General features: G+C 69.9%; 14 protein-coding genes. 6 read left to right on the forward strand and 8 right to left on the reverse strand.

The window, feature by feature from the left end:
• Window positions 1-65: 65 nt before the first annotated feature.
• Window positions 66-890 (forward strand): PSP1 domain-containing protein, encoded by an 825-nt coding sequence (locus tag GNX95_RS15325; RefSeq protein WP_222853683.1) that lies wholly within the window; start codon window positions 66-68, stop codon window positions 888-890.
• Here the strand turns inward: GNX95_RS15325 and GNX95_RS15330 are convergent.
• The 4 genes from GNX95_RS15330 to GNX95_RS15345 form a co-directional block, all read right to left on the reverse strand.
• On the reverse strand, window positions 887-1327 hold the full coding sequence (locus tag GNX95_RS15330; RefSeq protein ID WP_163508106.1) for a VOC family protein: 441 nt from the start codon (window positions 1325-1327) through the stop codon (window positions 887-889). The two genes, GNX95_RS15325 and GNX95_RS15330, sit on opposite strands and share 4 nt — an antisense overlap.
• 54 nt (window positions 1328-1381) lie before the next feature.
• Window positions 1382-1825, reverse strand: coding sequence for a DUF1737 domain-containing protein (locus tag GNX95_RS15335; RefSeq protein ID WP_246281651.1), 444 nt, complete (start codon window positions 1823-1825; stop codon window positions 1382-1384).
• A 77-nt stretch (window positions 1826-1902) separates the two neighbouring features.
• On the reverse strand, window positions 1903-2562 hold the full coding sequence (locus GNX95_RS15340) for a response regulator (protein ID WP_163508108.1): 660 nt from the start codon (window positions 2560-2562) through the stop codon (window positions 1903-1905).
• On the reverse strand, window positions 2559-3701 hold the full coding sequence (locus GNX95_RS15345; RefSeq protein WP_163508109.1) for a sensor histidine kinase: 1143 nt from the start codon (window positions 3699-3701) through the stop codon (window positions 2559-2561). The genes GNX95_RS15340 and GNX95_RS15345 overlap by 4 nt, the downstream gene beginning before the upstream one ends.
• A 136-nt stretch (window positions 3702-3837) precedes the next feature.
• Between GNX95_RS15345 and GNX95_RS15350 the strand changes: the two genes are divergently transcribed.
• The 3 genes from GNX95_RS15350 to GNX95_RS15360 are packed head-to-tail and all read left to right on the forward strand — an operon-like array spanning window position 3838 to window position 6257.
• On the forward strand, window positions 3838-4509 hold the full coding sequence (locus tag GNX95_RS15350) for a YqeB family protein (protein ID WP_163508110.1): 672 nt from the start codon (window positions 3838-3840) through the stop codon (window positions 4507-4509).
• Window positions 4510-4566: 57 nt separating this feature from the next.
• The gene (locus tag GNX95_RS15355; RefSeq protein ID WP_163508111.1) at window positions 4567-5511 is read left to right on the forward strand and encodes an ATP-binding cassette domain-containing protein; all 945 of its coding nucleotides are present in this window, start codon (window positions 4567-4569) and stop codon (window positions 5509-5511) included.
• Window positions 5508-6257, forward strand: a complete 750-nt coding sequence (locus GNX95_RS15360) for an ABC transporter permease (RefSeq protein WP_163508112.1) — start codon at window positions 5508-5510, stop codon at window positions 6255-6257. The genes GNX95_RS15355 and GNX95_RS15360 overlap by 4 nt, the downstream gene beginning before the upstream one ends.
• On the opposite strand, the gene GNX95_RS15365 is transcribed toward GNX95_RS15360, so the two are convergent.
• Entirely contained in the window at window positions 6241-9393 is a 3153-nt protein-coding gene (locus GNX95_RS15365; RefSeq protein ID WP_222853684.1) for an ATP-binding protein, read from the reverse strand. The two genes, GNX95_RS15360 and GNX95_RS15365, sit on opposite strands and share 17 nt — an antisense overlap.
• Window positions 9394-9525: 132 nt before the next feature.
• Here GNX95_RS15365 and GNX95_RS15370 point away from each other — a divergent pair, with 132 nt between their 5' ends.
• The gene (locus GNX95_RS15370) at window positions 9526-10701 is read left to right on the forward strand and encodes a cytochrome P450 (RefSeq protein ID WP_425483898.1); all 1176 of its coding nucleotides are present in this window, start codon (window positions 9526-9528) and stop codon (window positions 10699-10701) included.
• 4 nt (window positions 10702-10705) lie between these two features.
• Here GNX95_RS15370 and GNX95_RS15375 read toward each other — a convergent pair whose 3' ends face one another.
• Together GNX95_RS15375 and GNX95_RS15380 are read right to left on the reverse strand one after the other, a co-directional pair.
• On the reverse strand, window positions 10706-11044 hold the full coding sequence (locus GNX95_RS15375) for a hypothetical protein (protein WP_163508114.1): 339 nt from the start codon (window positions 11042-11044) through the stop codon (window positions 10706-10708).
• A gap of 29 nt (window positions 11045-11073) precedes the next feature.
• Window positions 11074-11721 carry a class I SAM-dependent methyltransferase gene (locus GNX95_RS15380; RefSeq protein WP_163508115.1) on the reverse strand — a complete coding sequence of 216 codons (648 nt, stop codon included), beginning with the start codon at window positions 11719-11721 and terminating at the stop codon, window positions 11074-11076.
• A 36-nt stretch (window positions 11722-11757) separates the two neighbouring features.
• Between GNX95_RS15380 and GNX95_RS15385 the strand changes: the two genes are divergently transcribed.
• Window positions 11758-12189 (forward strand): MerR family transcriptional regulator, encoded by a 432-nt coding sequence (locus GNX95_RS15385; RefSeq protein ID WP_163508116.1) that lies wholly within the window; start codon window positions 11758-11760, stop codon window positions 12187-12189.
• A 1-nt stretch (window position 12190) separates the two neighbouring features.
• Here the strand turns inward: GNX95_RS15385 and GNX95_RS15390 are convergent, their stop codons facing one another.
• Window positions 12191-12820: a LysE family translocator gene (locus tag GNX95_RS15390; protein WP_163508117.1), complete on the reverse strand. Its 630-nt coding sequence runs from the start codon at window positions 12818-12820 to the stop codon at window positions 12191-12193.
• Between the last annotated feature and the right edge of the window lie 68 nt (window positions 12821-12888).

The raw sequence follows: 12888 nt of genomic DNA on the forward strand, positions 1-12888 counted from the left end.
ACCCAACGACGAATCGTCATCTTAGTGACGGGGGTTACGCTTCAGTAGTGGGGATGCTTTGTGCAGTGACATTCAACCGGTATGGCCGGCTTTATTACTTTCAGCCTGGGAAATTCTCACCGGCGGTGGGTGACCAGGTGCTCGTACCGACCGATGACGGCACCGAGGTCGCGCAGTGTGTCTGGGCTCCGCAGTGGGTCTCGGAGGACACCGACGGTTTCCCGGAGATCGCCGGCGTGGCCGGTCCGGAGGACCTGAGTCGCGACCACGACCAGCGGCGGCTGAAAGCGCGTGCCCGGGTGGCCGCCAAGCGGCTGATCCGCGAGCACGAGCTGCCGATGAAGGTGGTCGGTGTCGACCACGCGCCGGACGACAACCGCACGACGATCTACTTCACCGCGGCGCACCGGGTCGACTTCCGTGCTCTCGTACGGGACCTCGGCGCCACCCTGAAGGCGCGGGTCGAGCTGCGGCAGCTGTCGGCGCGTGACTCGGCGCGGCTGCAGGGTGGCATCGGCTCGTGCGGGCGTGACCTGTGCTGTTCGACGTTCCTGGTGGACTTCGAGCCGGTCAGCATCCGGATGGCCAAGGACCAGGACCTGCCGCTCAACCCGATGCGGATCTCCGGCGCGTGCGGGCGGCTGATGTGCTGCCTGAAGTACGAGCACCCGCTCTACGCCGACTTCAAGTCCAAGGCACCTGCGGTCGGCGAGACGGTCGAGACCGAGCAGGGTCGTGGCCGGGTGGTCGGCCACGACGTGCCGCGCGAGTCGGTGGTCGTGCGCATGGAGGCCGACGGTTCGCGCTGTGCCTGCCCGCTGGCCAGCGTCTGCGGCTCTCGCCAGGCGTACGAGTCCTCGCCCGCCGCGCAGGGACCGGTCGGTGGCTAGCTGACCCGCTCGGCCAGCTCGACGATGATGCCGGCCGGTCCACGCAGATAGCACAGCCAGAAGCTGTTCTCGTAGTTCACCAGCTCGCCGACCAGCTCGGCGCCGTGCTTCCTGAGCCGGTCGATCACGTCCTGGATGTCCTGCACCTCGAACAGCACGTGGCGCAGGCCGGACACGTTCGCCGGCGCCGCCGCGTCTCCGTCGGGCGCCGCCGGCGCGTGGTATTTGATCAGCTCGAGCGCCGCGTGGCCGTCCGGCGTACGGACCATCGCGACGTCCGACCGCACTCCGTCGAGGCCGACGATACGGTCGACCGCGCTGCTGTCCGCCAGCGACGACTCGCCTTCCAGCTTGAGGCCGAGCTCGGTGAAGAACGCGACAGCGGCAGGCAGGTCGTCGACGACGATGCCGAGGTGTTCGAAACGAGGGAAACTCATGGCCCCAGCCTGCCTGGCGGGCAGGTGAAGGTCGTCACCAGAACTGATGATTTCCTAGGATTCGGCGGCATGCCGCGGTGGTGCCATCGGCTCGGGCTCGTCGTCCGGCTGGTCGATCGGCGGCAGCGGAGGCCGGCGGGGTTGCGGCCGCCGGCGTGTCCCGGCCGGCTCGGTCGAGTCGTCGATGACCGGCAGCTCGGCCGTCGGATACGTGTCGTCCTTGACCTGCGGCTCCGGTGCGGCCGGCGGCGCCTTGTCGAAGGACGGTGGGTCCGACGGGTCGGCGATCGGCGCCGCGCTGGACGCCGACGGCCGGAAGGACGCGGCCGCGTACGGTGGCAGGACCACCGCCTGGGCGACGATCGTCCGCGTGCCGTCGTGCGTGATCGACGGACTGCCGTGCAGCTCGTAGCCCTCGTCCAGGGCCATCGACACCCGGCGGCAGAACTCGGCGTCGTCCGGGCCGGTGAGCACCCGGTAGCGCAGTCGTTCCGACACAGTCGCCATGGTCCGCCTCTCGCCGCGGTCAGTCTCTCCAGCGTATGAGGTCAGCCGCGATCGTGCGCAGCAGGCTCCTACACGAGATCGGCGTCGTGTACGAGCAGCGCGATCTGTACGCGGTTGTTGAGATCCAGCTTGGTGAGGATCCGCGAGACGTGTGCTTTCACCGTGGGGACGCTGAGATAGAGCGCGGCGCCGATCTCGGCGTTGGATTTTCCTTCGCCGACAGCGACCGCGATCTGCCGCTCGCGCTCGCTGAGTGCGTCGAGTCGCCGCAGCGCTCGGTCGCGGCGGGTGTCGGTGTCGGAGGCGGCGACACGCGACATCAGCCGGCGGGTCACCGCCGGCGAGAGCACCGGCATGCCGCTGGCGACCCGGCGGATCGCCTCGACGATGTCGGCCGGCGGAGTGTCCTTCAGTACGAAGCCGGAGGCGCCGGCCCGCAGTGCACGCAGGACGTGCTCGTCGGCGTCGAAGGTGGTCAGCACGATCACCTCCGGCGCGTCCGGTCGGCCGCGGAGCGCCTCGGTCGCGGCCAGGCCGTCCATCGCCGGCATCCGGATGTCCATCAGCACCACGTCCGGCCGGTGCTCCGTGACCAGCGCCGGCACTTGCGTGCCGTCGCCGGCCTCGCCGACCACGGCCAGGTCAGCCGCGCCGCTGAGCATCATCGTCAGGCCAGCGCGCAGCAGCGGGTCGTCGTCGACGATCAGCACCCGGATGGCCTCGGTCATGACGGCCACGGTAGCCAGCCCGCCAGCCGGAAGCCGCCGTCCGGTGTGCGGTCGTGCTCCAGCCGGCCGCCGGCCAGCGCGACCCGCTCGGCCAGGCCGGCCAGGCCGTGACCGGAGCCGGGTCGCCCGGTCGTACGGTCCGCCGCGCCGTTGCGCACCTCGACCGACAGCCCGTCGCCGGGCGTACGTTCGACGGTCACCGTCACCTCGGCGCCCGGAGCGTGCTGGCGCGCGTTGGTGAGGGCCTCGCGGACGATCCGGTATGCCGTGCGGCCGGCACGCTCCGGCACCTCACCCTCGCCACGTTCGACCAGCTCGACGCGCATGCCGCCGCGCGCGGACTCGGCGATCAGCGCCGGCAGGTCGGCGTACGTCGGCTGGGGCAGCTCGCTGGTCGGCGCGCGCAGGACGCCGATCACCTCGCGCAGATCCTGCATCGCCTGGTGGGTGCTCTCGCGGATCACCGCGGCGGCTCGCGCGACCTGCTCCGGCGGCGCGTCCGGATGAAACTCCAGCGCCCCGGCGTGCACGCTCAGCAGCGACAGCCGGTGGCCGAGTAGGTCGTGCATCTCGCGCGCGATCTCCTCGCGTACGAGGTGCTGCGCCTGTTCCGTACGCAGCTTCGCCTCGGCTTCCGCGCGCTCGGCACGGTCGCGCAGCGACATGATCAGCTGCCGGCGGTGCCGGACGAACAGCCCCCAGCCGACGACGCCGACGCTGGTCGCCACCGCGAACGCCACGACCCACGCCACCACGTCGGCCGGCAGCACCGACGAGGCCCGCACCGGCACGTAGACCGACACCGCGAGGACCCGCAGCGCACAGACGACTGCCGTGGTCTTCACCGGCCGATGGATCGCCACGGTCAGCAGCGCCACCAGCTGTGCGCCCGCGGACAGGTCGACGACGGTCGACACCGGGATCATCGCCACGGCAACTGCCACCGGCCAGCGCCGGCGAAACGCGACGGCCAGCACCGAGGCGACGATGGCGACGCCGACACCGATCGTCAGCGGACCGGCCTTCTTGCCCGGGTCGGCCAGCGCGAGCAGATAGAACCAGGCCGCATAGCCGACCGCCGCGCCGAACAGCGCGAGGTCGGCGGCCCAGTCCCGGCCGGAGCGCCGCACCTGCGTCATGCCGCGAAACGTACCAACCCGGATGCCGGTTTTGCGGCCGGATATGCCGAAGTCACCGCAGGCCGATACTTTCGGCTCGAGGCCGCAGACCGCGGTCCGATGCGCTCGATATGACGGTTTTCCTAGCGTCGAAGGCATGTCGCATTTCGCACCGATCACGGTGGCGCCGCCGGTGTGGCAGCGCGCGCTGGTGTGGCTCGGACTGCCGGCGGCCGGCGCCGGCCTCGGCTGGCTGGTGCACCTGGTCGCCGGCTGGGTCGCGTCGCTGCCGTCGATCCCGTTCCAGGGTCCGTTCAAGATCGTGGCGGCGCTGCCCCGGCCGTACGGCCTGATCGGTGTGCTGGCGGTCGGCGTCGCGGCTGGTCTGGTGCTGGCTTTCCTCGCACATCTGGACGAGCTGGCGGTCACCGTCGACGCCGCCGGAGTACGGCTGGCGCGCGGTGACATCGTCGACGACTTCGACCGCGGATCGGTGGCGGCGGCCTTCTCCGACAAGAGCGAGCTCGTCTTGCTGCGCTCGGACGGAAAGGAGCTGGCCAGAGAGAAACACGACCTCAAACCTGGACGGCTCGCCGGCGCGTTCGGCGCGTTCGGCATCCGCTGGCTCGACCACGATCCGTACGAGGAGACCTACCGGCGCTGGGTCGACGGGACGCCTGGCCTGTCGACCGCCGCCAACGCCCTGCTGAAGGCCCGTGCGGAGGCGCTGAAGAACGGCGACCAGGACGACCTGCGCGAGCTGCGGCGCGAGCTGGCGCGGCTCAACGTGGTCGTACGCGACCGGAACAAGAAGCAGTTCTGGCGCTGACAGCCGGTGTCAGGCCGGCGGCAGGCCGGTGTCAGCCCGGCCGGTGACAGTGTCGCCATGACGAACGTGGCGATCACGGCCTCCGGACTGCGGAAGGCCTATCAGGACAAGGTCGTGCTGGACGGCATCGATCTCAACGTGTCCGCGGGGACGGTCTTCTCGCTGCTCGGTCCCAACGGAGCCGGCAAGACGACCACGGTCAACGTGCTGACCACGCTGGTGAGGCCGGACGGCGGGACCGTACGCGTCGCCGGGCACGACCTCGCGTCCGAGACGAAGGCCGTACGCGCGGCGATCGGTGTCACCGGGCAGTTCGCGTCGGTGGACGACCTGTTGACCGGCGAGGAAAACCTGCGGCTGATGGCCGATCTGCAGCACCTCGGTGGCCGCGAAGGCAGACGCGTCGTCGAGCAGCTGCTGGACCGCTTCGACCTGACCGACGCAGCGCGCAAGATGGCGGCGACGTACTCCGGCGGCATGCGGCGCAAGCTCGACCTCGCGATGACGCTGGTCGGCCGGCCGCGGATCGTCTTCCTGGACGAGCCGACCACCGGCCTGGATCCGCGTAGCCGGCGGACGATGTGGGACATCGTGCGTGAGCTGGTGGCCGATGGCATGACGATCTTCCTCACCACGCAGTATCTGGAGGAGGCCGACCAGTTGGCCGATCGGATCGCGGTGCTCGACCAGGGACGGCTGGTCGCCGAAGGCACGCCGGAGCAGCTCAAGCGGCGGATCCCCGGCAGCCACGTGCGGCTGCGGTTCGCCGAGAGCGCGCGGCTGGACGCGGCCGTACGCGTGCTGACCGATGCGACGCCGGACCGGGAAAACCTGGTGCTCCGGGTGCCGAGCGACGCCGACGTGAAGTCGTTGCGGGCGGTGCTGGACCGGCTCGACGAGTACGCCATCGAGGTCGCCGAGTTTTCCGTACACACACCGGACCTGGACGACGTTTTCCTTTCCCTGACTGGACATTCGAGCACGAAGGCAGTGGCGAAATGACTTCTCTCACCGATTCGGCGATCATGTTGCGGCGCAATTTCCGGCACACCATGCGCAGCCCGGTCGTGCTGTTCAACGCGATCCTGTTTCCGATCGTGATGATGTTCATGTTCGTGTACGTGCTCGGCGGCGGCTTCAGCGTCGGCGGCGACTACGTCGACTACGCGACGCCGGGCATGGTCATGCTGGCCATCTGTTACGGCATGGGCGCGACGGCGACCGCGGTGAACTCCGACATGACAAAGGGGATCATCAACCGGTTCCGGGTCATGGACGTGTCGCGTGGCGCGGTGCTGACCGGCCATGTCGTCGCGACGGTGCTGCGTACGGTCATCGGCATGGCGGCCATCGTCGGAGTCGCTTTCCTGATGGGTTTCCGTCCGTCGGCGAGCTTCGGGCAATGGCTTGCGGTGTGCGGCATTCTCGTGCTCGCCGTGGTCGCGGTCACCTGGCTGACCATCGCCTGCGGCCTGGCCGCGAAAACCCCGGAGTCGGCCGGATTCGCCGCCGTACCGCTGATCATGCTGCCGTTTTTCAGCAGCGCGATCATCCCGGCGGAGAAAATGGGGCCGGTCGTCCGGGAATTCGCCGAATACCAGCCGTTCACGCCGATCATTGAGACCGTACGCGGACTTTTCCACGGCACACCGCCAATCGGCTCCACGATTGCCGCGATCGCCTGGTGCGTGGGAATCGGCCTCGTCGGTTACGTGTGGGCGATGTGGAAGTTCAACCGGCGAGTGTGACCGCGGCCAGCTCGCGCCAGTTTTCCGGCGACTCCCGCGCCACCTCGGTGAATGTCGCGTCACCGAGGTGGCGCCGCGCTGTCCGCTCGATCCGTGCCGCATCTGGTTGCGAGTGGTCCGGCAGGCCGCGTACGGCCGTGCTCGCCGCGAGCAGCCGCGCCGCTTGCTCGTAGTTTTCCTGGCGCAGCGCCAAATCCGCGATGCCGGTGAGCACGGCCGAGAGCAGCGGGGCGATCGGCAGCTCGGACACCGCCGCCAAGGCCGCGGCGTGATGGTCGCGTGCGTCGTCCAGGTTTTCCGCGAGATAGCCGAGCAACGTGTGCGTCACGGCGCGTACGTTGGCGCGCTCGGCGTCCTTGCCGAGCATCTCCGTCGCAGCCCGCAGATGCTGGCGTGCCTGCTCGGCGTCGCCACTCCAGCGCGCGATGCCGGCTTTCGCCAGCGCCAGCTCGGCCAAGGCCTCCGGCCACGCGACCCGTTCGGCGACGCGCTGTGCCTCCGCCATCGCGGCGGCGCTGGACTCCTCGTCACCGGACAACCAGTGCAGCTCGGCCTGCCGTGACCGCATGCGTACGACATCCTCGATGGCACCGACCTCGACGACGATCGCGATCGCCTGCTCATAGCGCGCACACGCACCGGCGAAGTCACCGCGCGTGGCTATGCAGTCGGCCAGCTCGGTGAACGCGAACGCGATCCCCCACCGGTCGCCGATCTCGCGAAACTCGGCGAGCGACCGCTCCAGGTTGCCGGCCGCGTCGTTCTCGGTGTCGCCGGTCATGATCTGCGCCTTGCCCAGCTGCAGCCGCCCCAGCGCGCGGACCCACGGGTCTTCGTCGGTGAGCAGCGGCTCGAACACCGCCTCGCCGCCCTCCGGTGTCTCCACCATCCGATGCAGCCAGGCGATGAACCCGAGCGCCGGATGGAGCCGCTGGTCGACGCGCCGGCCGACGTCGTACGCCCGGCGGATCCAGTCCGCGCCGGAAAACTGGTCGCTGCGGCCCGAGGTCACCAGCATGACGACGTACCCATAGACCAGCGCCTTGACCTCGTCGCCAACCTCGCCGGGCAGCGCGACGGCCGCCATGATCAGCTCGTTGCCTTCGGCCTTGTGACCGCCGAGCCACCAGTACCAGCCGGCCGCAGCGGCCAGCCGCATCGCACCATCGGCGTCGCCGCCGGCGATCGCGCCACGCATCGCGGCGCCGATGTTGTCGTGCTCGGCCTCCAGCACGGCGAGCCAGTCCAGCTGCTCGGCGCGCCGCAGGTGCGGCTCGGCGGTGTTGGCCAGCTCGGTGACGTACGCGAGGTGCGCGCGGCGAGCCGACTCCGACTCGCCGGCCTCGGCCAGCCGCTGCTGCGCGTACTCCTTGATCGTGCCGAGCATCCGATAGCGCGGCGCGCTGTCGCCGTAGGTGACCACCAGTGACTTCTCGGCCAGCGCGGTCAGCAGTTCGAGCACGTCGCCGGTGGCACAGACGCGTTCCGCCGCTTCCAGGCTCGCGCCACCGGCGAAGACCGACAGCCGGCGCAGCACCACGCGCTCGGCGTCGGTGAGCAGTTCCCAGCTCCAGTCGATCACCGCGCGCAGCGTCCGGTGGCGCGGCAATGCCGTACGGCTGCCGCCGGTGAGCAGCCGGAACCGGTCGTCCAGCCGGTTGGCGAGCTGGTCGAGCGAGATCGTCCGCAGCCGGGCCGCGGCCAGCTCGATGGCCAGCGGCATGCCGTCCAGCGCCTGGCAGATCCGCGCCATGGTCGCCAGCGTGCCGGCATCGGTGGCGAGGTCGCCGCGTACGGCGGTGGCCCGGTCGCGCAGCAGCCGTACGGCCGGCGCGGCCTCGATCTCGCTCGGATCGGCCCGCTCGGACGGCAGGACCAGCGGCGCGACCTGCCACAATGCCTCGCCGGTGATGCCGAGCGGCTCGCGGCTGGTCGCGAGGATCCGCAGCCGCTGGCACTCGCCGAGCACGCGGTGCGCGAACGTCGCCGCCGACTCGATCACGTGCTCGCAGTTGTCCAGGACCAGCACCATCGTGCGTTCGCGGGCGGCGGCGATGAAGCGGTCGACCGGCTCCGCGTCCGTCACGTCACCAAGCAGGGCGTCTCGCAGCCTGAGCGCGTCGAGCGCCGCCTGCGCCACGTCACCGTCGGCGCCGATGGCGGCCAGCTCGACCAGCCAGGCCCCGTCCGGCAGGTCGCCGAGCAGCGTACGCGCGGTCTCGGTGGCCAGCCGCGTCTTTCCGGAGCCGCCCGGACCGATCAGCGTGGTGAGCCGGTGGCCGGCGACCAGCTCGCGTACGGCCGCAAGATCGGCGTCCTTGCCGACGAAGCTGGTCAGCTCGGCGCGCAGGTTGGTCTTCGGTACGCCGTCCGGCCGACCCAGCTCGCCGCGCAACAGGGCGACGTGCAGCGCGGACAGCTCCTGCGACGGGTCGACGCCGAGGTCGTCGGCCAGTTTTTCCCGCGTACGCTCGTAAACCTGCAGTGCCTCGGCGTCGCGGCCGGTCGCGACGAGCGCACGCATCAACGCGGCGACCAGCCGCTCGCGGGCCGGATGCGCGGCGACCACATCGGTCAGCTCGGTGACCAGCCGCGCGCTGTTGCCGAGACCGATCTCTGCGTCGAACCGGTCCTCCATCGCGGTCAGCCGGAGGCTTTCCAGCCGCGTCACGGCCGCGTCGAAGGCCTCGCTTTCGGTCAGGCCGACGTCCTGCATGGCCGCGCCGCGCCACAACGCGAGGGCATCGCGCAGCCGTTGCAGCCGCAATGGATCGGCGCCGTCGCGTGCCTGGCTGACCAGGCGCTCGAACCGTACGGCGTCGACCGCGTCCGGCTCGACGGCCAGCCGATAGCCGTTTGGCTGGCCGTCGACCACGCCGTCCGGCAATGCCTTGCGCAGCCGGGACACCAGGCGCTGCAGGGCGTTGGCCGCGTCGGCCGGCGGCTGCTCACCCCAGATCCAGTCGACCAGCGTGGTCTTCGAGACGACGTGTCCCGGATCGAGCGCGAGCGCGACGAGCAGGCCGCGCAGCCGCGCGCCAGGCACGTCGGCGAGGACGCCGTCGTCCGTACGAACCTCGAACGAACCAAGCATCCGGATCTGCACGTGGCCGATTTTGCCACGCGCGACCCGCATCGCTCTTTGACCGGAAATGCCGGTGTCCGAGCCGTGTCAGGCCTGTGTCAGCGCGCTCGGCGAGGGTGACCGCGACGAACCGCCACGAGAGGAAAAACGATGAGTCAGGTCTCCGTCCCGCACGGTCTCCCGATGGACCGCGACGTCAGTCCCTTCGATCCGCCCCGCCAGGTCAGTCTGCTGCGCGAGGGCCGGCCGGTCAGCCCGATGATCTTCCCGGACGGCCACCAGGGTTGGCTCGTCACCGGCTACGACGCGGTGCGCCAGGTGATGGCCGACACCCGCTTCAGCTCGCGCCAGGACCTCGGTGTCATGCACGTGCCGTACGAGATCCCCGGCATGCCGGTGGCGACCGAGCCGTCGCCGCCGATGCCGGGCGTGTTCATCGCGATGGACCCGCCGGACCACAGCCGGCTGCGCAAGCGGCTCACCGGCGCGTTCACCGTCAAACGGATGAAGACGCTGGAGGAGCAGATCCTGGCGATCACCGAGCGCCAGCTCGACCACCTGGCCGGCCTGACCCCGCCGGTCGACCTGGTCAGGGAGTTCGCGCTGCCGGTGCCGTCGCTGGTGATCTGCGAGCTGCTCGGCGTGCCGTACGCGGACCGGGACACCTTCCAGGCCAACTCCGCGCAGTTTCTGGTCAGGGACCAGTCGCTGGAGAAGAAGATGGCCGCGCTCGGCGCGCTGATGACGTATCTGACCGAGCTGGTCACCCGCAAGCGCGCGGAGCCGGAGGAGGACATCCTGTCCGACCTGGCCGGCCATGACGACCTCAGCGTCGAGGAGTTGACCGGCGCCGCCTTCCTGCTGTTGCTGGCCGGTCACGAGACCACCGCCAACATGCTGGGGCTGGGCACCTTCGCGCTGCTGGAACATCCTGACCAGCTGTCCGAGCTGCGCGCCGACCCGGAGCTGATCCCCGGTGCGGTCGAGGAGCTGCTGCGCTATCTGGCCATCGCGGACATCTTCTATCGGTACGCGACCGAGGACATCGAGGTCGGTGGCGAGGTCATCCAGAAAGGGTCGACCGTCGTCGTCTCGCTGTTGGCCGCCAACCACGACTCCCAGCGCTTCCCGGATGCCGACAAGCTCGACATTCATCGCCAGGCGCGCGGCCACATGTCCTTCGGCCACGGCGTACACCAGTGCCTCGGCCAGCAGCTGGCGCGGATCGAGATGCGCGCCGGTTTCGCCGGGCTGCTGCGCCGGTTTCCCTCGCTCCGGCTGGCCGTCCCGGCGGCCGAGGTGAAGCTGCGTACGGACATGAACATCTACGGCGTACACGAGCTGCCGGTCGCCTGGTAGCGCGTCAGCCCTGGTTGATGACGTGCAGCAGGCCGACGATCGCGGCGGTGACGGCCATCCCGGCGACCGTCGCCAGCGAGCCGATCGCGATCGCTGACCGCAGCCGAGCCGCCAGGGCCGCGGTCAGCACCAGCGCGACGATCAGGCTGGCGACGACGATCGGCAGCCCGAGGAAGATCACGGTCATGACGGCCGCGATCGGACCCCAACCGCCCCGCTGTGCGGGATCGGTGACCTGAGCGACGGCCCAGGCCACCACCCCGCCGGCGGCGAGCAGGTGGACCGAAACCGGCACGACCGAGGCGCGAAGGGCGGTTTTCGCCATGTCAGCCGGAAAATCCATCTGGTCCTCGCTGTCTCGATGGCGCGAGTTTAGCGCTCCAGCGCGCCGATGACGCAGGCCACCGGTGGATCGAGGTCGAGCATTTCGGTCCGTTGGTGCTGGAAACCGGCATCCGTCAGCTGTCTGGTCAGCTCGTCGACGGCCGCGGCCGAGGTCGCCGCGGTGGCGCCTTGACAGCGCGGTTGCGACACGATGGCGATACGTCCGCCAGGACGCAACAGTCGCGAGATCTCACGGAGCCGGTCGACCGGGTCGGGCCACATGCCGAGGGTGTTGACCGCGAGCGCGATGTCGAACGGCTCGTCGTCGATGGACAGTTTTTGGACCGAGGCCTGGATGAAACGTGCGCGGCCAGCGCGTACGGCCGCCTTGTTGCGTCGGCCGGCCTGGCCGATCATCACCGGCGACTGGTCGACGCCGACCACATAGCTCGCCTTGGCCGCGAGCGCGGCGATCGCCACACCGGGACCGCAGCCAAACTCGATCACGCGGTCGGTCGGCTGAACGTCCAGGAGACGTACGGCCCAGTGGTTGCGCGCCACGTTCGACGGCCGCCGGCCCATGATCCAGCCGGCGAGATGGCCGCCGGCTCCGGTCGGCCGGTGAAACTGCGCCACGCCGCCGTGCAGACCCCACCACAGGATGAAACGGTCGAGCGCTTTCTGTCCGATGCTCATCCGGCGAGCGAATCACTTCAAGTACGCTTGAAGTCAATGACCGCCATCCAGGGCTCGCTGTCGATCGGCGAGCTGTCCGCGCGCACCGGCGTGCCGACCAGCACGTTGCGCTATTACGACGAGCTTGGCCTGGTGCGTCCGGCCGCTCGCGATGCCGGACGGCGCCGTTACGCCGAGTCGGCCGTCCGCGATGTCGGCCTGATCCTGTGTTTTCGCGAGATCGGCTTCTCGCTTGCCGAGATCGAGAGTTTCGTTGCCGGCGAACGGGAAAGCCGGCAGGAGCTGATCGACCGGAAACTGGCTGAGCTGGCCGAGCGGCAGCACCGCATCGAGGTGGCGCGGTCGGCGCTCGAGCACGGTCGGCGGTGTCCGGCCAGCGAGCCGATGGCCTGTACGCGGTTCTGGTCGATCATCGAAGACCGGCTGAGCGGTCTTTCGCTGGAAGAAAGCCACGAACGAGCACACTGACTCAGGCCGCGGCGCTGACCACCAGGAGCGCGGCCAGCAGGCCGTAGACCGCGCCGGCCAGCCGGTTCAGCCAGCGGTTCGCCGCGGCGTGCCGGCGCAGAAACCGTCCGACGTGGCCGGCGCTGCCGCCGACGGTCAGGTCGACAGCGAGGCCGAGCGCCAGCATCGTCAGGCCGAGCAGGAACAGCTGCAGCGGCAGCCGGCCGAGGCTCGGGTCGACGAACTGCGGCAGGAACGCGACATAGAACAGCATGATCTTCGGATTGGTCAGGTTGTTGATCAGGCCGCGCAGATAGACGGTGCCAAACGGGTCGCGCGCCGGTGCGCCGGAGGCGTCGACGAGCGGTGTGGCCGCGCGGAACGACCGTACGGCCAGCCACAACAGGTAGGCCGCGCCGGCCAGCCGCAGCACCTGCATCGCCGCTGGTATGGCCTGCAGCGCGGCCGCGAGGCCGACCGAGACGGCCGCGGTGTGCACCAACATCCCCGACGCGGTGCCGCAGGCGGCGGCTCGTCCGGCGCGGATGCCGCCGGCCATCCCCTGCGCGACGATGAACAGCATTCCGGGGCCCGGCGTGAGCTGCAGGATCACGGCCGCGAGCAGGAACGTGGCGAAGAGCTGCGCGTTCATGGGTCTTCCTTCTGCCGGAGAGGTCTGTGCGAATCAGCATGAGGCAGAAGCGATATGACGTCTAATGC

This window comes from Fodinicola acaciae (genome assembly GCF_010993745.1).
GTDB lineage: Bacteria > Actinomycetota > Actinomycetes > Mycobacteriales > HKI-0501 > Fodinicola > Fodinicola acaciae.